The 21,853-nt window shown below is 58.7% G+C and carries 24 protein-coding genes and 1 tRNA gene; 3 read left to right on the top strand and 22 right to left on the bottom strand.

The features are described 5' to 3' along the window. The 18 genes from leuA to C4J87_RS20165 all read right to left on the bottom strand — a co-directional run bounded on the left by leuA (position 1) and on the right by C4J87_RS20165 (position 15,372). Positions 1-1,695 (bottom strand): 2-isopropylmalate synthase, encoded by a 1,695-nt coding sequence (gene leuA, locus C4J87_RS20075; protein ID WP_124368160.1) that lies wholly within the window; start codon positions 1,693-1,695, stop codon positions 1-3. A gap of 430 nt (positions 1,696-2,125) precedes the next feature. Next, positions 2,126-2,201 (bottom strand) — tRNA-Lys (locus C4J87_RS20080). A gap of 132 nt (positions 2,202-2,333) precedes the next feature. Beyond that, entirely contained in the window at positions 2,334-2,981 is a 648-nt protein-coding gene (gene queE, locus C4J87_RS20085) for a 7-carboxy-7-deazaguanine synthase QueE (protein WP_124368161.1), read from the bottom strand. Between the two features lie 164 nt (positions 2,982-3,145). After that, on the bottom strand, positions 3,146-3,982 hold the full coding sequence (gene ybgF / locus C4J87_RS20090) for a tol-pal system protein YbgF (protein ID WP_124368162.1): 837 nt from the start codon (positions 3,980-3,982) through the stop codon (positions 3,146-3,148). Between the two features lie 6 nt (positions 3,983-3,988). Then, the gene (gene pal / locus C4J87_RS20095) at positions 3,989-4,489 is read right to left on the bottom strand and encodes a peptidoglycan-associated lipoprotein Pal (RefSeq protein ID WP_003193861.1); all 501 of its coding nucleotides are present in this window, start codon (positions 4,487-4,489) and stop codon (positions 3,989-3,991) included. 55 nt (positions 4,490-4,544) lie between these two features. After that, a complete protein-coding gene (tolB, locus tag C4J87_RS20100; protein WP_177412755.1) occupies positions 4,545-5,825 on the bottom strand; it encodes a Tol-Pal system beta propeller repeat protein TolB in 1,281 nt (426 codons plus the stop codon). A 17-nt stretch (positions 5,826-5,842) separates the two neighbouring features. Continuing rightward, positions 5,843-6,916 (bottom strand): cell envelope integrity protein TolA, encoded by a 1,074-nt coding sequence (tolA, locus tag C4J87_RS20105; RefSeq protein ID WP_124364182.1) that lies wholly within the window; start codon positions 6,914-6,916, stop codon positions 5,843-5,845. After that, on the bottom strand, positions 6,916-7,368 hold the full coding sequence (gene tolR / locus C4J87_RS20110) for a protein TolR (RefSeq protein WP_164487691.1): 453 nt from the start codon (positions 7,366-7,368) through the stop codon (positions 6,916-6,918). Before tolR ends, tolA begins: the two co-directional genes overlap by 1 nt. 23 nt (positions 7,369-7,391) lie before the next feature. After that, entirely contained in the window at positions 7,392-8,087 is a 696-nt protein-coding gene (gene tolQ, locus C4J87_RS20115) for a protein TolQ (RefSeq protein WP_053135845.1), read from the bottom strand. Position 8,088: 1 nt separating this feature from the next. After that, positions 8,089-8,544, bottom strand: a complete 456-nt coding sequence (gene ybgC, locus C4J87_RS20120; RefSeq protein WP_124364183.1) for a tol-pal system-associated acyl-CoA thioesterase — start codon at positions 8,542-8,544, stop codon at positions 8,089-8,091. A 249-nt stretch (positions 8,545-8,793) separates the two neighbouring features. Next, entirely contained in the window at positions 8,794-9,852 is a 1,059-nt protein-coding gene (gene ruvB, locus C4J87_RS20130) for a Holliday junction branch migration DNA helicase RuvB (protein ID WP_003175801.1), read from the bottom strand. Next, positions 9,853-10,464 (bottom strand): Holliday junction branch migration protein RuvA, encoded by a 612-nt coding sequence (ruvA, locus tag C4J87_RS20135; RefSeq protein ID WP_124364184.1) that lies wholly within the window; start codon positions 10,462-10,464, stop codon positions 9,853-9,855. 66 nt (positions 10,465-10,530) lie between these two features. After that, positions 10,531-11,055: a crossover junction endodeoxyribonuclease RuvC gene (gene ruvC / locus C4J87_RS20140; protein ID WP_057723842.1), complete on the bottom strand. Its 525-nt coding sequence runs from the start codon at positions 11,053-11,055 to the stop codon at positions 10,531-10,533. Between the two features lie 156 nt (positions 11,056-11,211). Continuing rightward, positions 11,212-11,958, bottom strand: a complete 747-nt coding sequence (locus C4J87_RS20145; RefSeq protein WP_124368165.1) for a YebC/PmpR family DNA-binding transcriptional regulator — start codon at positions 11,956-11,958, stop codon at positions 11,212-11,214. Between the two features lie 148 nt (positions 11,959-12,106). Then, the gene (aspS, locus tag C4J87_RS20150) at positions 12,107-13,882 is read right to left on the bottom strand and encodes an aspartate--tRNA ligase (RefSeq protein WP_057013724.1); all 1,776 of its coding nucleotides are present in this window, start codon (positions 13,880-13,882) and stop codon (positions 12,107-12,109) included. A gap of 108 nt (positions 13,883-13,990) precedes the next feature. Next, positions 13,991-14,212, bottom strand: coding sequence for an FmdB family zinc ribbon protein (locus C4J87_RS20155; protein ID WP_003193872.1), 222 nt, complete (start codon positions 14,210-14,212; stop codon positions 13,991-13,993). A gap of 170 nt (positions 14,213-14,382) precedes the next feature. Continuing rightward, complete coding sequence (locus C4J87_RS20160; protein ID WP_124368166.1) at positions 14,383-14,715, bottom strand: ribbon-helix-helix domain-containing protein; 333 nt, start codon at positions 14,713-14,715, stop codon at positions 14,383-14,385. Positions 14,716-14,898: 183 nt separating this feature from the next. Next, positions 14,899-15,372: a Dps family protein gene (locus C4J87_RS20165; protein ID WP_003193874.1), complete on the bottom strand. Its 474-nt coding sequence runs from the start codon at positions 15,370-15,372 to the stop codon at positions 14,899-14,901. Between the two features lie 429 nt (positions 15,373-15,801). On the opposite strand from C4J87_RS20165, the gene C4J87_RS26550 reads away from it, so the two are divergent. After that, positions 15,802-16,404, top strand: a complete 603-nt coding sequence (locus C4J87_RS26550; protein WP_124368167.1) for a cold-shock protein — start codon at positions 15,802-15,804, stop codon at positions 16,402-16,404. 71 nt (positions 16,405-16,475) lie between these two features. Here C4J87_RS26550 and C4J87_RS20175 read toward each other — a convergent pair whose 3' ends face one another. Beyond that, complete coding sequence (locus C4J87_RS20175) at positions 16,476-16,682, bottom strand: SlyX family protein (RefSeq protein WP_124364187.1); 207 nt, start codon at positions 16,680-16,682, stop codon at positions 16,476-16,478. 3 nt (positions 16,683-16,685) lie between these two features. Further along, positions 16,686-17,111, bottom strand: coding sequence for an HIT domain-containing protein (locus C4J87_RS20180; RefSeq protein WP_124368168.1), 426 nt, complete (start codon positions 17,109-17,111; stop codon positions 16,686-16,688). Between the two features lie 742 nt (positions 17,112-17,853). On the opposite strand from C4J87_RS20180, the gene C4J87_RS20185 reads away from it, so the two are divergent. Further along, positions 17,854-19,152 (top strand): OprD family porin, encoded by a 1,299-nt coding sequence (locus C4J87_RS20185; RefSeq protein ID WP_124368169.1) that lies wholly within the window; start codon positions 17,854-17,856, stop codon positions 19,150-19,152. 188 nt (positions 19,153-19,340) lie between these two features. Here C4J87_RS20185 and C4J87_RS20190 read toward each other — a convergent pair whose 3' ends face one another. Both C4J87_RS20190 and C4J87_RS20195 read right to left on the bottom strand, forming a co-directional pair. Then, positions 19,341-20,186 carry a mechanosensitive ion channel family protein gene (locus tag C4J87_RS20190; RefSeq protein WP_124368170.1) on the bottom strand — a complete coding sequence of 282 codons (846 nt, stop codon included), beginning with the start codon at positions 20,184-20,186 and terminating at the stop codon, positions 19,341-19,343. Positions 20,187-20,322: 136 nt separating this feature from the next. Continuing rightward, complete coding sequence (locus C4J87_RS20195; protein ID WP_003193880.1) at positions 20,323-20,808, bottom strand: YajQ family cyclic di-GMP-binding protein; 486 nt, start codon at positions 20,806-20,808, stop codon at positions 20,323-20,325. A gap of 123 nt (positions 20,809-20,931) precedes the next feature. Here C4J87_RS20195 and C4J87_RS20200 point away from each other — a divergent pair, with 123 nt between their 5' ends. Then, positions 20,932-21,849, top strand: a complete 918-nt coding sequence (locus C4J87_RS20200) for a putative 2-dehydropantoate 2-reductase (RefSeq protein WP_124368171.1) — start codon at positions 20,932-20,934, stop codon at positions 21,847-21,849. Positions 21,850-21,853 lie beyond the last annotated feature (4 nt).

Raw genomic sequence — 21,853 nt, forward strand, 5'->3', positions numbered from 1 at the left:
TCAGGAAGGCACCGCAGCACTCGCCACGCTGAGCAGGCCCAGACGCGATGCGCGATTGACGGCACTCGTCACCGCCTTGAGGGACGCCAGCAAGATGCTGCCATCGCGGGCGGCACCGAACAGCAACTGGTTGTTCACGCGGATCTCCACATAAGCCAGTGCTTCAGCCTGGGCACCGTCACGGGTGGCATGTTCGTGGTAATCGGCGATGTCGAAGTGGATGCCGCGCTGCGCGAATGCGTCGACCAGCGCCGCCAGCGGGCCGTTACCTTCACCGCTCAGTTCAAGGGGGCTCGCGCCGCCGATCAGCGTGCCTTCCAGATAAGTCACGTTGCCCTCGCTGACCAGTTTGGGCTGCAACAAGGTGTAAGGCTTGCCTTGGTCAAGGTAGTGCCGGGTAAAGCAGGCCAGGATCATCTCGCCACTGACTTCCTGACCGGAGGCATCGGCTTCCTGCTGCACCAGGCTGCTGAATTCCATCTGCAGGCGCCGCGGCATCACGATGCCATGTTGTTCCAGCAGATACGCCACGCCACCTTTGCCCGACTGGCTGTTGACGCGAATCACCGCTTCATAGCTGCGCCCCATGTCGGCGGGATCGATCGGCAAGTAGGGCACTTCCCACAGCCCATCGGGATTGGCCTGGCGGGCCGCGAAGCCTTTTTTGATCGCATCCTGGTGCGAGCCCGAAAACGCCGTGAACACCAGCTCCCCGGCGTAGGGATGGCGCGGGTGCGTGGGCAGTTGGTTGCAGAACTCGACTTCACGCTGCACGTGGATGATGTCCGAGAAATCCAGTTGCGGGTCGATGCCGCTGGTGTAGAGGTTCATTGCCAGCGTCAGGATATCCACATTGCCGGTTCGCTCACCGTTGCCGAACAACGTGCCCTCGACCCGCTCGGCTCCGGCCAGGCAAGCCTGTTCGGCGGTAGCGACCCCGGTACCGCGATCATTATGCGGGTGGACACTGATGACTACGCTGTCGCGCCGACTGAAATGGCGGCAGAACCACTCGATCTGATCGGCGAAGACATTGGCCGTGGAGACCTCCACCGTGGTGGGCAGATTCAGGATCATTTTGTTCGACGGGGTCGGGCCGAAAGCATCGGTCACCGCTTCGCAGACCTCCAACGCAAAGTCCAGTTCGGTGAAGCAGAAGGTTTCAGGGGAATACTGGAACGTCCACTGCGTATCTGGATTGTTGTCCATGTGGCGCTTGATCTCATGCGTTGCCTGGGTGGCAATGTCGATGCAACCGGCCCGGTCCACGCCGAACACCACCTCCCGGAACACCGGCGCGGTGGCGTTGTACACATGCACGATCGCGCGCGGGGCGCCTTTCAAGGCTTCAAACGTGCGCTCGATCAAATGGCTGCGCGCCTGCGTCATCACTTGGATAGTCACATCGTCGGGAATCGCGCCACTGTCGATCAATTCACGCACGTAATCGAAATCGGTCTGGGAAGCGGCAGGAAAGCCTACCTCGATCTCCTTGAACCCCACCTTGACCAGCAGCTCGAAGAAACGGCGCTTGCGCTCGGCATTCATGGGTTCGATCAATGCCTGGTTGCCGTCACGCATGTCGACACTGCACCAGGTTGGCGCTGCAGCCTGCATGACACTTGGCCATTGGCGGTCCGGGAGGTCCACGGTAGTGAAATGGCGGTATTTGCTGGAAGGGTCCTTGAGCATCATGTCGCTTCTCCTTTTAGAACTGATCGTCGGTAGCACAGACAGCCTCGCTGAACGCACCCGACATTGGATCCAATACTAAACATAGAGAGCTTGACATGAATTGCGTATTTGGCGCGACAACGTGAAAGAAATTACATAAAAAATCAGAAATTGAAAAAGTAGTGGTGATTTCTTTCAATATACAAATTTATAGAGCAATAAACCCTTTAAGAGCAGGATTTAGACGATGATCAAAATTGAGCGCGACGGGGCGCGGAAAATGGCAAAAAGGCTACTGAGGGGGATAGGTGATGGCGGTCGAGCCGCTCGCTAAAGAGGTCGCGACTGATGTTCGTAGCGCATAGAGCGTCTGTTCAGCAAATTTCAGGCAAAAAAAAACCCGGAAATCCTCACTTGCGTGGGCCTTCCGGATTTTCTAAACCGCCAAAAATGGTGGGTCGTGTGGGATTCGAACCTACGACCAATTGGTTAAAAGCCAACTGCTCTACCAACTGAGCTAACGACCCGCTGTGTGGTGGCGCGTATAATACTGATTTCTAAGGATTATTCAACACCTTATTTGAAAATAATTCAAAATTATACGCAGGGGTCATATTTCGGCGGGTTGAACGCCGCGCATCAGCGCCTGATCAGGCGTATCAACGCCCCGGCTCGTCGTTCCACAGGTATTTGTGCAACTGCAATTGCAGGCGCACCGGCAGGTTGTCCGCGACCACCCAATCCGCCAGCTCACGGGCGTTCAGGTCGTGATGGCTTGGGGAGAACAGCACCTCGCCTGCACGACGCTCGAGGCCATACTGGATCAGCTTGGACGTCGCCCAGTCATAATCGTCTCGAGAACAGATGACGAACTTGACCTGATCGTTGGCCGTCAGCAAGTCGATGTTCTCGTAGCGGTTGCGGTGAGCTTCCTTGGAGTCGGGGGTCTTGAGGTCGACCACTCGGCTCACACGCGGGTCTACCGCGGAGATATCCAAGGCGCCGCTGGTTTCCAGCGAAACCTCGTATCCGGCGTCACACAGCTGCTTGAGCAAAGGAATGGCATTGGGCTGCGCCAATGGCTCGCCGCCTGTCACACAGACGTAGCGCGGTCGGTAGCCGGCAACCTGCTCCATGATGTCGTCCAGGGTGCGCACAGTGCCGCCGCTGAAGGCATAAGCGCTGTCACAGTATTGGCAACGCAAGGGGCAGCCGGTGAGTCGTACAAATACGGTAGGCAGCCCTGCGGTGCGCGTTTCACCCTGTAATGAGTAAAAAACTTCGGTAATACGTAATGTGTCTTGCATAGTCGCCACGGGCGTAACAGCTAAACAGGCTGTCCGCCTCCGTCAGGCACTTCAAGGGATTGCGCCAACGCGTCAACCCCAGGAAGCGTGTGTCATAAAAGGGCGTGGATTCTAACGAAAAAACCCGCGCCAGGCGCGGGTTTCTTCTAAACGGACTGCATTGCTTACAAGCGTTGCAGATCCCGTTGGGCCAACTGCGCAGCGGAAGTACCCGGATACTGGGCGACGACCTGCTGCAGAATGCCTTTGACCTTGTCGGCATGGCCAAGACGGCGTTCCACGTCAGCGAGTTTGTACAGCGAGTCCGGTACCTTGGCGTGCTTGGGGTACAGCTGGCTGACCTTGGCAAACGCCTGGCCTGCCCCCTGCAAATCACCCTTTGCCAGGTTGACCTCACCCAACCAGTACTGGGCATTGCCCGCGTATTGGCTGTTGGGGTACTTGCGCAGGAATGCGGTAAACGCCTGGCTGGCCTTATCGAAGTCCTTGGCCTTGATCAGGTCGAAGGCTGCATCGTAATACAGTTTTTCCTTCGCCGGATCGCCCGGTTCACTGCTGGCGGCCGGGGCCTGGCTGGCTGCCGCGGCCCCCGCTGCTGCGCCACCGGCGGCAGCACTGGGCGTGCCACCGGTAGAAGAATTATCAGGAGTAGCGGCAGGTGCAACACCGGCTCCAATACGTCGATCAAGATCCTGGTAACGCTCCAGGCCTTCTTGCTTAAGCTGGTTCACTTGATTCTGCAGAACTTCAATGGCGCCTTGTTGCTGGGCCAATTGATTCTGCATGCGTTGCAGCTGGTTGAACAGTTCGCCCTGTGCCGAAGGCGCGGCCGTAGCCGCCCCCCCAGCATAGGCGCCGTTCGTGCCATAACCCGCTGGCGGATAACTGCTGCCGCTATTGTTATAGCCAGAGTTGCTATCCGTTACAGGAACCGCAGCCCACACCGCAAGCGGTGCGAGGCTGAAAGCCAATACAGTTAGAGCACGACGGCACGTTCGCATGACGAATTACTTACGCAGTTCGACGCGACGGTTCTGAGCCCACGACTGTTCGTCGTTGCCAGTTGCAACTGGACGCTCTTTACCGTAGGAAACCAGTTCCAGTTGGCCTGGAGCAACACCTTGCAGTACCAGGTAGCGTTGAACGGCTTTCGCACGACGCTCGCCCAGTGCCATGTTGTACTCACGAGTACCACGGGCGTCAGTGTTACCTTCCAGAACAACGCGAGCGCCGTTAGCTTTCAGGTCCTTGGCGTGAACGTCCAGAGCGCGCATGGCTTCTGGCTTCAGGTCCGAACTGTCGTATTCGAAGTAGAAAGTGGTGATCGCGCGCAGAGCAGCTTCTTCGCTCAGGGAGCCGTCGACTGCACCAGTGTTAGCGCCGTAACCAGCGTTTGGATCAACAGCTGCGCCTTCACCGGCATTGTCGCCGCCTTTAGAGGAGCAACCAACGGCTACGGACAGAGCCAGAGCCAGAGCAGCAAACTTACCAAACTTCAGCATTTCCATCGTGAAACTCCTAATGAACCCCAGTGTGTTAAGTACTTCTTTTTGTAGCGCCGCGTCAGTTCAGGTAAGGGGACCAGGATGGTTCTCTGACTTCGCCTTGTGCGGTAGGAAGCGGGAGCCTTACGCGTCCATTAATGGACACGAGCATCAAGACTCCCCGGCCCTGCTGGCGGGTGGCGTAGATTACCATGGTGCCGTTGGGCGCAACAGTGGCTGACTCATCAAGGTTGGTATCTGTAAGGATTTTTACGGTTCCGCGCTGCAAATCCTGGGCCGCAACCCGGAAATTAGTGAAACCATCCTGACGGTGAATCATTACCAACGTCTTTTCATCGGCCGAAAGCTTGGGGTTGGCGTTGTAGTTACCAATAAAGGTCACGCGTTCCGCGCCACCACCACCCACGCTGGCTTTATAGATTTGAGGCTTGCCGCCACGGTCGGAGGTGAAGTAGATGGTCGAGCCATCCTTACCCCAGAACGGTTCGGTGTTGATGCCAGGGCCGCTGGTCACGCGAGTGAGCTGGCGCGAAGCCATGTTCATCACGTAGATGTCCGGGTTACCGTCCTTGGACAGCACGAATGCCAGGCGCGAACCATCCGGCGACCAGGCTGGCGCACCGTTGAGGCCTTCGAAGTTGGTGATCTGCTCACGACGGCCAGTATCGATGTGCTGGACGAAGATACGCGGACGCTTCTGTTCGAACGACACATAGGCAATACGCTTGCCGTCCGGCGCAAAACGCGGCGACAGGATTGGCTCGCGCGACTGCAACAGGGTCACGGCGCGTGCACCGTCATAGTCGGAGCGCTGCAGGGTGTAACGCGTGTTGTCTACGGAAAAACGCTCGGCGGTCACGTAGAGCATGCGTGTGGAGAACGCACCCTTGATACCGGTGAGCTTTTCAAACGACTGGTCCGAAATGTAGTGGGCCATGTCACGCAGTTGCTCGGCGGTGCCCGAAACGTTGCCGGTCAGGACCTGCTGTTCGGTGGCCACGTTGAACAACGTGTACTGGATCTGCAGGCGACCGCCGGCCGGTGTGATGCTGCCGACCATCAGGTACTGCGCGCCCACGGCCTTCCAGTCGCGGAAGATGACTTCGCTGGCCTGGGTCGGCTGGCTGATCATGTTGCCTTTCGGAATCGGTGCGTAGTAGCCGGAGTTGCGCAGGTCGTCGCTGACGATCTGGGCCATGTCGTCCGGCAGCACGCTGCCGCCCTGCCAGCCGAACGGCACTACCGCGATCGGGGTGGCCCGATCGCTGCCGCTGGTAACCAGGATGTTCTTTTCATCCGCCGCCGCTATCCCTGCCATGCAGCAAATAACGACAAGCATTCCTCGAAGAAGGTTTCTCACAAGGCTAGATCCTCAGGTGTGAATGTCATCTTGAATGAACGATAGGGAGCGAAGTCGCTTGGTTTCATTCCCTGCATCTCGGTCAACCGGCCAATATTCTTGACTGCGGCAACCGCCGAACTGTCGAACGAACCGTCACCACTGGACTTGGCCACGCTGACCGAAGTCACCGTGCCGTCCGGCAACATGCCGATCTGCAGCACTACTGTCATGCCTTTACGTGCCGAAGGTGGACGTGTCCAGCCTTCCGCTGCCCGGGCCCGGATCAGGTCGTCGAAACTGCCCGCGACTTCATCGCCACGCTCATCGGCCAAGGCTTGCTGACGCTGCGGCGTGTCAGAAAGCAAATCTGCCAGGGCCTGGGCCTTTTTCTCTTCGGCGGATTTACGGGCTGCTTCCTGGGCCTTTTTCTTGGAGGCGTCGGCGGCAGCTTTCTTCTTCGCTTCGTCGGCGACTTTCTTTTTCGCCTCGTCTGCTTCAGCTTTTTTCTTGGCGTCTTCGGCGGCTTTCTTCTTCGCGTCTTCGACGATCTTTTTCTTGGCTTCTTCAGCGGCCTTTTTCTTGGCCTCTTCCTCGGCAGCTTTCTTGGCTTCTTCTTCGGATTTCTTCTTGGCTATATCAGCCAATTGTTTCTCTTCGGCCTTTTTGGCTTCGGCAGCTTTCTCGGACTTCTTGGCTTCATCAGCCTTTTTCGCCTCGTCAGCTTTCTTCGCTTCGTCAGCCTTTTTCGATTCCTCGGCCTTTTGAGCCGCCTCTTCTTTCTTTTGTTCCGCAGCAGCCTTCACCGCTTCCTGCTCGACCTTCTTCTGTTCCATCTGCTCGACTTCGGTCTGGCGCGCAGCCGACTTCTGGGCCTCACCCGCAATCTTCTGATTGGTCTGGGTGGTGGCCTGACTTTTCGATTTCAGCTGATACAGGGTCGCCTGCACGATCGGCTTGGCTGGCGGCAGGTCCGGGGTCATGGCAAAGCTGACGAACAGCATGCCGAACACCAGGATGTGCAGGGCAATTGCCCACACGCCAGGCCAGAAGTAGCTTTCCGAGGCGGACGGCTCTCGCTGTTGCTGCATCAGGGCGCCTCGGTAATCAAGCCAACGTTACCGACGCCGGCCTTCTGCAGCTCGCCCATGGCGCCCATGACGGAGCCATAGTCGACCGACTTGTCACCGCGAATGAACACCTGGGTGTGCTTGCCGCCTTCGTTGCCGGAGCGAATGATCTTGGTCACGGCGTCAGTCATCGCCGGCAAGGTCAAGGCCTTGTCCTGCTGCTTCTGCGTGTCGACTTCGCTGCCAAGGTTCCAGTAGTAGGTCTTGTCAGCCTTGATCGAAATGGTCAGGACCTGAGTGTTGTTGTCTTGCGGCAGGGCTTCACTGGAAACCTTGGGCAGATCAACCTTCACGCCCTGGTTGAGCATCGGCGCGGTCACCATGAAGATCACCAGCAGCACCAGCATCACGTCGATGTAGGGCACTACGTTCATCTCGGCGACCGGCTTGCGCTTTTTGCGAGCTCGAGCGATTAAAGCCATTGGGAATTACCTGCTTATTCTTCGCTGGTGTGCACTTTACGGTGCAGGATCGCCTGGAATTCATCGGCGAAGGTGTAGTAACGGCTGATCAACGTTTCGCTGGTGGCGGCAAAACGGTTGTAGGCAATTACTGCGGGGATAGCGGCGAACAGGCCGATCGCGGTGGCGATCAGGGCTTCGGCGATGCCCGGGGCCACGGTGGCCAGGGTCGCTTGCTGGGCCTGGGCCAGGCCACGGAAGGAGTTCATGATGCCCCATACGGTACCGAACAGGCCGATGTACGGGCTGACAGAACCCACGGTCGCCAGGAACGGCAGGCTCTGCTCCAGCTTCTCTTCTTCGCGGGAGATGGCGACGCGCATGGCCCGTGCCACGCCTTCCATCACGGCTTCCGGGTCAACGCCCGGTTGCTGGCGCAGGCGCGAGAACTCCTTGAAGCCGGCGCGGAAGATTTGCTCGACGCCCGAATCCGGGTCCGGATTGCTGCCGGCCTGGCGATACAGCTTGGACAGGTCGATACCCGACCAGAAGCGCTCTTCGAAGCTCTCCAGGGCACGTCGACCGGCACGCAGCAGGTTGCTGCGCTGAAAAATCATGACCCAAGAGGTAACCGATGCGGCTACCAGGGTCAGCATGACCAGTTGCACCACGACACTGGCATTGCTGACCAGGCTCCACATGGAGGAATGGTCGACGACGGTAGGTTCCACGCTAAATCTCCTGCTTTGATTGTTTACCCGCGCCGCTCACGGCGGCAAAGGCCGCACGTAGAGTTTCGGGAATGGCCCGAGGTTTCAAACTGTTGGTGCGTACACACGCCACCAGGAACTGCCCCTCACAGAGCAGCGTTGCATCCGTAGCCCGCCTGACCTGCTGCTTGAATCGCAGGCTGGCACGGTTCAATTCGATGACTTCAGCGCTGACCAGCAGTTCATCGTCCAGCCGCGCCGGTGCGTGGTAACGCGCCTCGCTGGAATGCACGACGAATAACAGGTCCTCCCCTGCCAGCAAGGATTGGGCAAAGCCCAGCTCCCGTAGCCGCTCGGTTCGAGCCCGCTCCATGAATTTCAGGTAATTGACGTAATAAACGATGCCGCCGGCATCAGTGTCCTCGTAATAAACGCGACAGCGATGTGCGAACGACTGATCCCCGTTTTGCGCGCGCATACTCTAGTGCTTACTCCTCAGGTTGCCAATCCGGCTGGACAACTGTTTTTTCAATACCTGAACACATTTCCATTGCCTGAATGACGACGCCAGACACTGGGACAGCACAAACTTCAGATAAATCACCCCACATGACAAATACCCTGCAGGAGCGAGCTTGCTTGCAAAGCCCCTGAGCGCGCCGCGTACAACCAGACACGCTGGGTCATCGTTGAGGTTTTTCGCGAGCAAGCTCGCTCCTACAATTTTTTAATCGTCCACTGCATCGAGAAATTCGTCTACCACGGGCATCTCTCCCAATCGTGACGGAATGTTTAGCCCGAAGTGCAGATAGGCGTGACGCGTTACCACCCTGCCCCGTGGCGTGCGCATGATGTAGCCCTGCTGGATCAGGTAGGGTTCCAGCACATCCTCAATGGTATGCCGCTCTTCACTGATGGCGGCGGCCAGGCTGTCCACGCCCACCGGGCCACCGTCGAATTTCTCGATCATGGTCAGCAGCAAGCGCCGATCCTGGTGATCGAAGCCATGTTCATCCACATCCAGCAGGTTCAACGCCAGGTCCGCGACCGCCTTGGTGATATGCCCCTTGGCCCGTACCTCGGCAAAATCGCGTACGCGGCGCAGCAAACGGTTGGCGATCCGCGGCGTACCGCGCGCGCGTCGGGCGATTTCGAATGCGCCTTCAGGGTCCAGCGGCAAGCCGAGGATACTCGCCGAACGGCTGACGATCGTCGCAAGGTCGGCGGTGCTATAGAACTCAAGACGTTGAACGATACCGAAACGGTCTCGCAGCGGGTTGGTCAGCATGCCGGCACGGGTCGTCGCGCCGACCAGGGTGAACGGTGGCAGATCGAGTTTGATCGAGCGGGCTGCCGGGCCTTCGCCGATCATGATGTCGAGCTGGAAGTCCTCCATCGCCGGGTACAGCACTTCTTCGACGATGGGCGACAGCCGGTGGATCTCGTCGATAAACAGCACGTCGTGAGGCTCGAGATTGGTCAGCAGCGCGGCCAGGTCGCCGGGGCGCTCCAGCACCGGGCCGGACGTGGACTTGATCGACACGCCCATTTCCTGGGCAATGATATTGGCCAGGGTGGTTTTACCCAGGCCCGGCGGGCCGAAGATCAGTGTGTGATCCAGCGACTCGCTGCGCCCGCGCGCGGCCTGGATGAACAGTTCCATCTGCTCGCGCACGGTGGGCTGGCCGATGTAGTCGGCCAGGCTCAAGGGGCGGATGGCGCGGTCCTGGACTTCTTCACGGTCGCGCGGGCCGGTGGCCGCGATCAGACGATCAGCTTCAATCACTTAAATCATTCCCTTCAGGGCTCGGCGGATCATGTCTTCGCTGCTCAGGTTCTTGTCCTTGATGGCCGACACCGCTTTGCTGGCCTCCTGCGGCTTGTAGCCCAGGGAGATCAACGCACTGACAGCATCGCTTTCGGCACTGGCAACCTGAGTCGCCGGCATATCCGGCTGATTGGGCACCAGGGCGAACATGCTCGGCACCACTTCCCAGGCCTTGAAACGGTCCTTGAGTTCCACCAGCAGGCGCTCGGCGGTTTTCTTGCCGACACCGGGCACCTTGGTCAGCGCCGAGGTGTCCTGGGCCGAAACGGCACGCACCAGCTCATCCACTTCCAGGCTCGACATCAACGCCAGGGCCAGCTTGGGCCCGACGCCGTTGAGGCGAATCAGTTCGCGAAAGAAGTCACGGTCGCGCTTGCCAATGAAACCATAGAGCAGTTGCGCGTCCTCTCGCACGACTAAATGCGTGTGCAAAGTTATCGGCTCGCCGACCGACGGCAAGCGGTACAAGGTGGTCATGGGCACTTCAAGCTCATACCCCAATCCATTCACATCCAGAATCAGGTGCGGCGGCTGTTTCTCAGCCAGGGTGCCGCGCAAGCGTCCAATCACGGTTCAGATCCTTAAAGCTTGGGGTCAGAACAGGCCTGACCGGAAATAACGATTGCACTGATGCTATCAGAGACGCAGGCGTCCGCCACGACTGCGTGCCGCGCCCAGACCATGGGGCAGCAGGCTGGAGCGGGTGTGGGCGTGGCAAATGGCAATGGCCAGGGCGTCGGAGGCGTCGATCTGGGGTTTAGAGGTGAGCTTGAGCATGTGCATGACCATCATTTGCACCTGTTCCTTATTCGCCCCACCCGTGCCGACGACGGCCTGCTTGACCTGGGTCGCGGTGTATTCGGCAATCTCCATGCCCTCCTCGGCCCCCGCCACAATGGCCGCACCACGGGCCTGGCCGAGCTTCAACGCCGAGTCGGCATTCTTGGCCATGAAGACTTTTTCGATGCCCATGGTCACCGGGCCGTAGGTCTGGATGACTTCACGCACGCCGCGATAGACGATCTGCAGGCGCTCGGCCAGTTCTCCCGCGCCGGTGCGAATGCAGCCCGAGGCTACATAAACGCAGCCACGCGGCGTGTGTTGCACCACGCCAAAACCGGTAATGCGCGAACCGGGGTCGATACCTAGGATTAAAGTCATAACGCCTGCGGGTTGGATAAACATATTTTTTGATACAGCGAAGTTCAATGTGGGAGGGGGCTTGCCCCCGATGGCAGTGGATCAGTCAGAATATTTTTGGCTGACCCACCGCTATCGGGAGCAAGCCCCCTCCCACATTTGGATCTACATCAACCTTCAGCCTAGCTGTTCGGCCACGGATTCCGGAATGTCGGCATTCGAATACACATTCTGCACATCATCCAGGTCCTCAAGCATATCCAGCAGCTTCAACACCTTTTGCGCACCGTCCAGGTCCAGTTCCGCACTGGTGGTCGGCAACATTACGATTTCCGCGTCGGTACCTTTGAAACCAGCGGCCTCCAGGGCGTTGCGCACCGCGTAGAAGCTGGCGAACGAGGTGAACACGTCGATGGAGGCATCTTCGTTTGTGACCACGTCGTCGGCATCTGCCTCCATCGCGGCTTCCATCAGCGCGTCTTCATCCGTGCCCGCTGCAAAGGTAATCTGCCCCTTGCGCTCGAACAGGTAGGCCACCGAACCGTCGGTACCCAGGTTGCCGCCGCACTTGCTGAACGCATGACGCACCGCAGCTGCAGTACGGTTGCGGTTATCGGTCATGCATTCGACCATCACCGCCACGCCGCCTGGCCCATAGCCTTCGTAGGTCAGCTCGACCATGTCGTCGGTGTCGGCGGCGCCGGCGCCACGGGCCACGGCGCGGTCGATGATGTCACGGCTCATGTTGGCGCCGAGCGCCTTGTCCAGCGCCAGGCGCAGGCGCGGGTTGGAGCCCGGGTCACCGCCACCCTGGCGGGCGGCGACGGTCAGCTCGCGGATCCACTTGGTGAAGATCTTGCCTTTCTTGGCATCCTGACGCTCTTTGCGGTGCTTGATGTTCGCCCACTTGGAATGGCCAGCCATAACACAACTCCGAAATTCTCTAGAAACCTTTATCTATCCCGCTCCGGGCGGACTTCTCTTTTTAAGTGCGGCCTTTGTAACGCAAAGGCGCATCCGAAGATGCGCCTTTAAGACTGCGTAAACCTCAGTGCGCTTTCACGCAGCAGCCTTACTCAGCCTTCGGCGTCTCGCGCAGACGGATGTGCAATTCGCGCAGTGCCTTGGCATCCACGACGCCCGGCGCCTGGGTCATGACGTCCGCAGCACTCTGGGTTTTCGGGAAGGCAATCACTTCACGGATCGACTGGGCACCGGTCATCAGCATCACCAGACGGTCCAGGCCGAAGGCCAGGCCACCGTGCGGCGGCGCACCGTACTTGAGCGCGTCGAGCAGGAAGCCGAACTTCTCTTCCTGTTCCGCTTCGTTGATGCCCAGCAGACGGAACACCGCTTGCTGCATCTCTTTGCGGTGAATACGGATCGAACCGCCACCCAACTCAGTGCCGTTGAGCACCATGTCGTAGGCACGGGACAACGCGCCGGCCGGGTTGGCTTCCAGCTCGGCCGGGGAGCACTTCGGCGCGGTGAACGGGTGGTGCAAGGCGCTGAAGCTGCCGTCGTCGTTCTCTTCGAACATCGGGAAGTCGACCACCCACATCGGCGCCCATTCGCAGGTCAGCAGGTTCAGGTCGTGACCCAGCTTGATCCGCAGTGCGCCCAGGGCTTCGCTGACGATCTTGGCCTTGTCGGCACCGAAGAACACGATATCGCCATCGACCGCACCGACGCGATCAAGGATCGTGTTCAGGTTGGCTTCGGGGATGTTCTTCACGATCGGCGACTGCAGGCCGTCAACGCCATTGGCGCGCTCGTTGACCTTGATGTACGCCAGGCCCTTGGCACCGTAGATGCCGACGAACTTGGTGTAGTCGTCGATCTGCTTGCGCGGCATGCTCGCGCCGCCAGGCACGCGCAGGGCGGCGATGCGGCATTTCGGGTCATTGGCCGGGCCGCTGAACACCTTGAAGTCGACGTCCTTGAGCTGGTCGGCCACGTCGACCAGTTCCAGCGGGTTACGCAGGTCTGGCTTGTCGGAACCGTAGCGACGCATGGCCTCTTCGAAGGTCATGTGCGGGAATTCGCCGAACTCCAGGTCCAGCACTTCCTTGAACAGGTTGCGGATCATTTGTTCGGTGAGGCCCATGATCTCTTTTTCATCGAGGAAGCTGGTCTCGATGTCGATCTGGGTGAATTCTGGCTGGCGGTCGGCGCGCAGGTCTTCGTCACGGAAGCACTTGGCGATCTGGTAGTAACGGTCGAAGCCGGCCACCATCAGCAGTTGCTTGAACAGCTGCGGCGATTGCGGCAAGGCGAAGAAGCTACCCGGGTGGGTACGGCTCGGTACCAGGTAGTCGCGTGCGCCTTCCGGGGTGGCGCGGGTAAGAATCGGCGTTTCCACGTCGAGGAAGCCGTTCTCGTCGAGGAAGCGGCGGATGCTGGTGGTCATGCGCGAACGCAGACGCAGCTTCTCAGCCATTTCCGGACGACGCAGGTCCAGGAAGCGATAACGCAGGCGGGTTTCCTCGCCAACGTCGGAATATTCGTTCAGTGGGAACGGCGGGGTTTCCGACTCGTTCAGCACTTCCAGCTCGTAGCCCAGCACTTCAATGCCGCCGGACGCCATGTTCTTGTTTACGGCACCAGCCGGGCGCAGGCGCACCTTGCCGGTGATCTTCACGACGTATTCGCTGCGCACGCGGTCGGCGGCGGCGAAGCTCTCGGCGCGATCCGGGTCGAACACTACCTGGGCCAGACCATCACGATCACGGATATCGAGGAAGATCACCCCGCCGTGGTCGCGGCGACGGTGAACCCATCCGCAAAGGGTGATTTCCTGACCTTCCAGGGTCTCGTTCAGTTGGCCGCAATAGTGGCTGCGCATCATGGTCGTGGTTTCACTTCTCGTAATTCGAAATTCGGTGGCAGGCGTGCCTCGTCACCGTACATTAAAGCAGGGGACGGATAATGCAGGAGCCTGCGCGTAGAGTTCAACTCAGTCTGCTTTGTCGCCGCCCGCCAGGTTCTTCTTGGCGCCGGTCTTGAAATCGGTCTCGTACCAGCCGCTGCCGCTCAGGCGGAAGCCCGGCATGGACAACATCTTTTTCAACTCAGGTGCCTGGCAGGCTGGGCAATCGACCAGCGGCGCGGCGCTGATCTTCTGAATGGCTTCCAACTGATGACCACAGGAAGCACATTGATAGTCGTACATGGGCATGGAGTTGTCTCGGCGATCAGATCGTTACTGCGCTACGCCCTGCCGATGTGCATAAAGCCCGGCATGCGCAACAAAGCGCGGGATTATATCTGGTAAATCGAGGCAGCGCAGCCGGCTTTCTGCCCGAGGCGCGGCCCGCCGGAAGGAAGGGCCGCGCCCTGCAGCCTCCATCAGAAGGGGCCAGAGGCGCTAAGGCGGTCTTTCAACAGGTGAACGACACACACCACCCGCACCAGCCCGCTGAAGTTCTTCACACCGCCATAGCGCAAATGCACTTCCCGATCGACATAGGACAACAACGCACTGACCGAGCAGGTATTGATCCTGGCCATTTCCGTCAGGATATTCCAGTAGATCTGTTCCAGCCGCAGGCAGGTGGAAAACCCGTTGAGCCGCACCGACCGCGATAATGGCTTGGCGAGCCCCATGTCGAACCCTTTTGCGAAGGGATCGACCTTTATCTTGTGAAAACCACTGGTTTCCACGCCCTTACCACATGACATACACCTGACACTCCCTTGCCAAAACAGCAGTCCATGGGTTTCTCCCATTGGACGGTCAGCCTATAAAACCGCAGGAAGCGACGAGCAGCCAGAAGACGCGGGCGCTGGGCGTCGTAGGACAACGCCAGCAAGCGCAGAGAAACCAGTGAGCGGCGCCCCGAAGACGCCGCCCGGGTTCGACGGTTATTGGTTTTCGAGCAGCGAACGCAGCATCCACGCGGTTTTTTCGTGAACTTGCATCCGTTGGGTCAACAAGTCCGCAGTCGGCTCATCGCTGACCTTGTCGAGCAACGGGAAAATGCCTCGCGCGGTACGGGTGACGGCCTCCTGGCCCGCCACCAGTTGCTTGATCATCTCTTCGGCGCTCGGCACACCCTCTTCTTCCTTGATCGAAGACAGGCGGGCGTAGATCGAATAGGCACCCGGTGCCGGGAAGCCCAGGGCACGGATACGCTCGGCAATGGAATCCACCGCCAGCGCCAGCTCGTTGTACTGCTCTTCGAACATCAAGTGCAGCGTACGAAACATGGGGCCCGTGACGTTCCAGTGGAAGTTGTGGGTCTTCAGGTACAGCACATAGGTATCGGACAGCAGCCGTGAAAGTCCGTCGACGATGGATTTACGATCTTCTTCACTGATACCAATATCGATTGCCATGTTTTTCCCCTTCAATTGACGAGCATTCATTGATCAGGTGCAGGATCACTCTAGCAAGAGTGCTGGCCGCGTGCAGCCCGACGCACCCAGGCAATGTGCGGCAAATTGCCCCGCACCGGTTGCGAGGGCAGCGGCCGAAGAGCCGGTCATCCTGTAAGAAAAACGCTCGAAAGGCCGCTCAAATTACCTGCACCTGTCTAGGACAAGCCTTCGACGCAAAAATGCCACCTCGATTGCAACACCCCGAAATGCTTGATTTGAGTAGGCACAGCCTTTGCTGTTAAATAGGCGGCGTGTGGCTGCCGTTCATTTCTGCGGCACGTCACATAGGCTGCTACCCGCGCACGTGCCCAACGCCTCCCATTGTTCAGAAGCGAACCGTGCCAGTCAGCTCTTCCTTGTGATCCGTCTTAACGTGAGTTAATCAAAATGTTGAAAATCGTCCACCTGCTAACGGGCGTTGCAGCTTTGCTGCTGTCCTTTATCCCGAGCCTGCAGCCTGAAAGCCTGCCCTACCTGCAACAACACGACGCTCTATATCTGGCCTTGTTCGGCCTTCTCAACCTGACCCTGGCACCGGTAATTCCCTACTGGAACAAAGGCACGCGTCATCAACTGCAAAACCTGGTCAGCGCGCTGCTGGTACTGACCGTCGTCGTTCAAACCCTTACCCTGCTGGCACCCATGCCTGAAGTGGGCGGCCACCCGGCCATCCTGCTCAGCCTGGTAATCGCTGTGGTCGCCATCGTTCTTCACCTGGTCATCAGCTTCTACCGTTCGTCCCCAGCGGCCGCGTCGCAAAACTACGACATGACCAACCGGGATACCGGGACCGTCAAGTGGTTCAACACCTCCAAAGGCTTCGGCTTTATTTCGCGCGACTCGGGTGACGATATCTTCGTCCACTTCCGAGCTATCCGCGGTGAAGGCCACCGCGTCCTGGTCGAAGGCCAGCGCGTGGAGTTCTCGGTGATGAACCGCGACAAAGGCCTGCAAGCTGAAGATGTCATCGCTGCCCTGCCGCGTCGCTGATTCCAGCCTGCGCTGCAAAAAAAACCGCGATCCGGCGTAGGCCGGATCGCGGTTTTTTATTGCACGCTCATTTAATAGTGCGGCGGCGGGGCTTCTTCTTCCGAGGTTTCGAACTGGCCGCCCATCTCTTCCTGGCGCTTGAGCAAGGCGATCATCTGCAATTGCAGGCGCTCCACCGCTTGCTGCTGGGCGACCAGAATATCATTGAGGGTTTCGATGGTGTCGTCCTGGAAAGCCAGGCGGCTTTCCAGGTCGGTGACGCGATCTTGCAGATCCATGGTTCAGTCCTGGGTAAAAATGAAGTCGGCAGGCAATAATTCACGTAATCGGCTGCGGATCGCCGCCACCTGCTCTGCGCTGTAAGGACGGGCCGGATGCTTGCCCCACACCGGCGCCGGCCATGCCACGTCATCGCGCTTGCGCACGATGACATGCACATGCAGCTGGCTGACCACGTTACCCAGCGCGCCGATGTTCATCTTATCGGCGGCCAGGCCTTCGTTCAGCAGCTGTGCGAGGGCGGTCGTTTCCTGCCACAACGTCTGTTGCTCGGCGACATCCAGTTGAAACACTTCGCTGATACCGTCAATGCGCGGTACTAGGATGAACCAAGGATAATTCGAATCATTGGACAGCAGCAGGCGGCAGAGCGGGAAGTCCCCAATGGCCAATGTGTCTTGATGCAGGCGTTGATCTAAAGCGAACACGTGGGCACTCCGTTCGGCAGGTCAATTACAGGCGCCCAGCATACCGCCGAATGCGCGAGGCTTCACGGCGAATGCGCGAGCAGCCTGAGGCAAACCCATTCCATGGATGCACCCTTTCGAAGCAGTCGCACGTGTGAACCACGCTAACTCGGGCTTCGAAGGGATGCACCAAAATGACCCACTTGTGCTTCAAAGGGAGCCGGCCGCTACCCACTTTGGAGGGTCAATCGGTAACGTTTTGCTCAGGCGCAGGTTTTGCGCGCCATCGCACGACGGTAACACCTGAATGTCGAGCCTGAACCAGACTGCCCGAGAGGCCCGTGTTTATGCGGTTTTTACACTGCCGTAACGTTTTTCACGAAAAAATGACATTCGGTTGGCGCTTTGTGCACGCTTGTTGCATTCACCTTGCTATCGTCGGCAACGACACTTGGGTGGATGCCAGGGTTTCGCGATAAGAAACAATAGCGTTTCAATGTGTGCCAGGGACGATTTCGAACTTTGAAGGTGTTTGAAAAGAACATTGAAGTTGTCAGCCTGGTTACCGTCGGGCTGTGATTTGCGACACGGAGCTAGCAATTTACGACAGCCTCGTAAAGAAGCTGAAAGGATAGTTTGGCAAGTATCGTCAACAGCGCCGGTGTGAGATAACTTTGCGCCGACACACATAAAGAAAGAGCCGCCCAGATAAAAATACAGGTGGGACGGCAGTACTCTTCTAAAACCAAAGGAGCAAATCACGATGCGCGTGATGAAGTGGAGCATGATCGCCCTGGCTGTTTCAGCAGGCACCTCGCAGTTCGCAATGGCGTCCGCCCAAGACGATTCCAAGGGCTTTGTTGAAGACAGCACTTTCAGCATCAACACTCGCGCTTTGTACTTCAGCCGCGATTTCCGTAACAATCCGTCGGGGCCAGACTCTCAGAGCCGTGCGGAAGAAAGCGGTCTGGGCTTCAACGCCTTGTACGAATCGGGCTTCACCCAAGGCACCATCGGTGTCGGCGTTGACGTGATCGGCTTGATGGGCGTCAAGCTCGACAGCGGCAAGGGCCGTGCCGGCACCGGTCTGTTCCCTACCGGTTCCGACGGTCGTTCGCAAGACGAGTACTCAAAAGGCGGCGGCGCGGTTAAGTTCCGCATTTCCAATACTGTGCTGAAAGTCGGTGACCAATACACCACAGCGCCTGTATTCGCCTCCGATGACAGCCGCTTGCTCCCAGAACTGCCACAAGGTATCTCGATCACCAGCAACGAGATCAAGGGCCTGAAGCTCGAAGGCGGTCACTTCACTTCCAGCGTCGCGCAGAACCAGACCTACCACGACAGCTTGGGCCTGACGAAGACTGACTTCGTCGGCGGCGTCTATGCCTTCACCCCGGAAGTCACCGGCAGCCTGTACTACGCGAAAACCGAAGACTACTTCCGCAAGTACTACAGCAACCTGAACTGGACCCACGCCCTGAGCGATGACCAGTCCTTCGCGCTGGACTTCAACATCTACGACACCAAGAGCGAAGGTGAAGGCCTGCAACGTGCTTCCAAAGACAGCAGCCTGCCGTTCGCTGAGCGCACCAAGCTCGACAACCGCGCATTCAGCTTGCAGGGCGCGTACACCATCGGCGCTCACACCTTCACCCTGGCTGCCCAGAAGGTTACCGGTGACGGCGACTACGGCTACGGCGTAGATGGCGGCGGCACTGTATTCCTGGCCAACTCCATCGCCCGTTCCGACTTCAACGCCGAAGGCGAGAAGTCGTACCAGGCGCGTTACGACATCAACATGGCGACCTTTGGCGTTCCGGGCCTGAGCTTCATGACGCGTTACGTGACCGGTAGCGGCGCCAACACAGCCACCACCAGCAACGGTAAAGAGTGGGAACGCGATATCGAAGCCAAGTACGTGGTTCAGAGCGGCCCGGCTAAAAACCTCAGCCTGCGTCTGCGCCAAGCGACTTATCGTTCCGGTGATGGCGTTTACTACGGTTCGCCTTCGATCGACGAACTGCGTCTGATCGCGAACTACCCGCTGAACATCTTGTAATCACGCGAGTAATTACAACGATGACTTAAGGTTTCGACCTTGAATAAAAAGCCGCTCCCCTGTTTGCAAGGGAGCGGCTTTTTTATTGCAATTATATGTCCAACAACCAAATAACTAGCAAGCTAAGTAACTATATGAGCCTGTCGCATTTAACCTGACCTTTCGGCCAACTTGAATGCGAGACTGTCTCAAGACTTAGCGGGTGCTTCCTGCATCACGCGAATAACCCGCTGCGGAAACGGAATATCAATCCCCGCCCCTTTCAAACGGTCGCGCGCCAGTTCATTGAGCATGAACACTACATCCCAATAATCCGCCGTATTGGTCCAGCAACGCAGGGACACGGTGATGGAGCTGTCGCCCAAGGTCGATACCACTGCGACGGGCGCCGGGTCGGCCAGCACGCGCGGGTCCTTGGCCAGTTCCAGCAACACTTCACGGGCTTTCTGCAGGTCAGCCTCGTAGTCCACGCCTACGTCAAACACCACCTTGCGGGTCGGCTGGCGGTTGGTGTTGGTGATGATGCCGTTGGACAGGATGCCGTTCGGTACGATCACCGTCTTGTTGTCGCCGGTACGCAGCACCGTGTGGAAAATCTGGATACTGTCGACGGTACCCGAGGTGCCCTGGGCTTCGATCCAGTCACCGATGCGAAACGGACGGAACAACAGGATCAGCACGCCGCCGGCGAAATTGGCCAGGCTGCCCTGCAAGGCCAGGCCGATCGCCAGGGTAGCGGCACCGATGGCGGCGACGAACGAGGTGGTTGCCACGCCGATCATCGAGGCCACGCTGACGATCAACATGACTTTCAGCGCAATGTTCGCAAGGCTGGTGATGAAGTGCTGCAGCGCCAGGTCGGCGTTACGCAGGGCCAGCAAGCGCCCCACTCGGTGGGTAAAGACGTTGATCAGCCACCAACCGATGGCCAGGGTGATAACGGCCAGCAGTACCCGGCTGCCGTATTCCATGATCATCGGGATCCAGGACTGTGAGGTCTTGATCAAGTGATCCACTTCAGCGTTCAAATCCATCTATCTTCTCCTGTTGTGCGGATATGCGGCTTCATTGACTGCCTGAAAACGCAAATGAGCCCCGTAGGGCTCAATTGTAGGCATTGTTGCTGCGGCGTGGGACGTCGAAAACGGCCACAGGTTCCGCGAGCTGCCATCAGTCGCGGAAGTTGTTGAACTGCAGCGGCATGTCGAAGGTCTTGGCGCGCAGGGCCGCAATGGCCTCTTGCAGGTCATCACGCTTCTTGCCGGTAACACGCACCTGTTCACCCTGGATGGCCGCCTGGACTTTCAGCTTGGCATCCTTGATGTGCGCGACGATCTTCTTGGCCAGTTCCTTGTCGATGCCTTCCTTGAGCACGGCTTCCTGCTTCATCAGCTTGCCGGATGCATAGGCGTCCTTGACTTCAAGGCACTGCACGTCGATCTTGCGCTTGACCAGGGCCAGCTTGAGGATCTCGATCATCGCTTCCAGCTGGAAATCGGCTTCAGCGGTCAGGTTGACGGTCAGTTCCTTTTCCTTGAATTCGAAGCTGCCCTTGCCTTTCAAGTCATAGCGACGGTCGAGTTCCTTGACGGCGTTCTCGACGGCGTTGGTGACTTCGTGTTTGTCCAGTTCGGATACCACGTCGAACGAAGGCATGTCATTTCTCCAATATAAGGGGCGGGCTCAGTAGAGATGGAGCGCGCCCGAGCTAAAATGCCGGGGCATTATAGCGGTTCTTTCGCCGCGTTCACCGCTGGCGACCTTACGGAGCACACACTGATGTCGACCACCTGGCATATTCTCGGCGCCGGTAGCCTGGGCACCCTCTGGGCCACGCGGCTGGCGCGCGCGGGCGTGCCGGTGCGGCTGATCCTGCGCGATCAGGCGCGCCTGGCCAGCTATGCGTCGGGCAACGGCCTGACCCTGGTTGAGCACGGTATTGCGCACACCTACCCGGTAATCGGCGAAACATCCGACAGCCCGGAGCCGATCCAGCGCCTGTTGGTGGCGTGCAAAGCCTACGATGCCCAAAGTGCCGTCGCACAGTTACAGCATCGCCTGGCGCCGGACGCGGAACTGATCCTGCTGCAAAACGGCCTCGGCAGCCAGGATGCGGTGGCCGCCCAGTTGCCACAGGCGCGTTGCATCTTTGCCTCCAGCACCGAAGGCGCGTTTCGCGAGGGCGAATGGCGTGTGGTCTTTGCCGGCCATGGCTACACCTGGCTGGGGGATGCGGCTCACCCTACCGCGCCGCTGTGTCTGGATGACTTGCAGGCCGCCGCCATCCCCCATGAATGGAGCACCGATATCCTCACGCGGCTGTGGCGCAAGCTGGCGCTCAATTGCGCGATCAATCCGTTGACCGTGCTCTATCAGTGCCGCAACGGCGGCCTGCAGGCCCATCAATGTGAAGTCGCCACCCTGTGCGCTGAATTGAGCGAATTGCTGGAATGCTGCGGCCAGCCTGCGGCTGCGCAAGATTTGCACAGTGAAGTGCAACGGGTGATCCAGGCCACTGCGGCCAACTATTCCTCCATGTACCAGGACGTGGCCAACGCACGGCGTACCGAAATCAGCTACCTGCTGGGCTACGTCTGCCAGGCGGCCGCCCGCCATCAACGGGTACTGCCGCATCTGCAGCAGTTGCAAACGCGCTTGGTCGAGCAGTTGGTTGCACGCGGATTGCCCAGCGACTGAGGCA

The organism is Pseudomonas sp. R1-43-08 (genome assembly GCF_003852255.1).
GTDB lineage: Bacteria > Pseudomonadota > Gammaproteobacteria > Pseudomonadales > Pseudomonadaceae > Aquipseudomonas.

Bases quoted from the DNA above. Each gene is read 5' to 3' on its own strand.
- leuA (WP_124368160.1), bottom strand. From the start codon at position 1,695: ATGATGCTCAAGGACCCTTCCAGCAAATACCGCCATTTCACTACCGTG.
- queE (WP_124368161.1), bottom strand. From the start codon at position 2,981: ATGCAAGACACATTACGTATTACCGAAGTTTTTTACTCATTACAGGGT.
- ybgF (WP_124368162.1), bottom strand. From the start codon at position 3,982: ATGCGAACGTGCCGTCGTGCTCTAACTGTATTGGCTTTCAGCCTCGCA.
- pal (WP_003193861.1), bottom strand. From the start codon at position 4,489: ATGGAAATGCTGAAGTTTGGTAAGTTTGCTGCTCTGGCTCTGGCTCTG.
- tolB (WP_177412755.1), bottom strand. From the start codon at position 5,825: ATGCTTGTCGTTATTTGCTGCATGGCAGGGATAGCGGCGGCGGATGAA.
- tolA (WP_124364182.1), bottom strand. From the start codon at position 6,916: ATGCAGCAACAGCGAGAGCCGTCCGCCTCGGAAAGCTACTTCTGGCCT.
- ybgC (WP_124364183.1), bottom strand. From the start codon at position 8,544: ATGCGCGCGCAAAACGGGGATCAGTCGTTCGCACATCGCTGTCGCGTT.
- ruvC (WP_057723842.1), bottom strand. From the start codon at position 11,055: ATGACTTTAATCCTAGGTATCGACCCCGGTTCGCGCATTACCGGTTTT.
- C4J87_RS20145 (WP_124368165.1), bottom strand. From the start codon at position 11,958: ATGGCTGGCCATTCCAAGTGGGCGAACATCAAGCACCGCAAAGAGCGT.
- aspS (WP_057013724.1), bottom strand. From the start codon at position 13,882: ATGATGCGCAGCCACTATTGCGGCCAACTGAACGAGACCCTGGAAGGT.
- C4J87_RS20155 (WP_003193872.1), bottom strand. From the start codon at position 14,212: ATGCCCATGTACGACTATCAATGTGCTTCCTGTGGTCATCAGTTGGAA.
- C4J87_RS20160 (WP_124368166.1), bottom strand. From the start codon at position 14,715: ATGTCATGTGGTAAGGGCGTGGAAACCAGTGGTTTTCACAAGATAAAG.
- C4J87_RS20165 (WP_003193874.1), bottom strand. From the start codon at position 15,372: ATGGCAATCGATATTGGTATCAGTGAAGAAGATCGTAAATCCATCGTC.
- C4J87_RS26550 (WP_124368167.1), top strand. From the start codon at position 15,802: ATGTTGAAAATCGTCCACCTGCTAACGGGCGTTGCAGCTTTGCTGCTG.
- C4J87_RS20175 (WP_124364187.1), bottom strand. From the start codon at position 16,682: ATGGATCTGCAAGATCGCGTCACCGACCTGGAAAGCCGCCTGGCTTTC.
- C4J87_RS20185 (WP_124368169.1), top strand. From the start codon at position 17,854: ATGCGCGTGATGAAGTGGAGCATGATCGCCCTGGCTGTTTCAGCAGGC.
- C4J87_RS20190 (WP_124368170.1), bottom strand. From the start codon at position 20,186: ATGGATTTGAACGCTGAAGTGGATCACTTGATCAAGACCTCACAGTCC.
- C4J87_RS20195 (WP_003193880.1), bottom strand. From the start codon at position 20,808: ATGCCTTCGTTCGACGTGGTATCCGAACTGGACAAACACGAAGTCACC.
- C4J87_RS20200 (WP_124368171.1), top strand. From the start codon at position 20,932: ATGTCGACCACCTGGCATATTCTCGGCGCCGGTAGCCTGGGCACCCTC.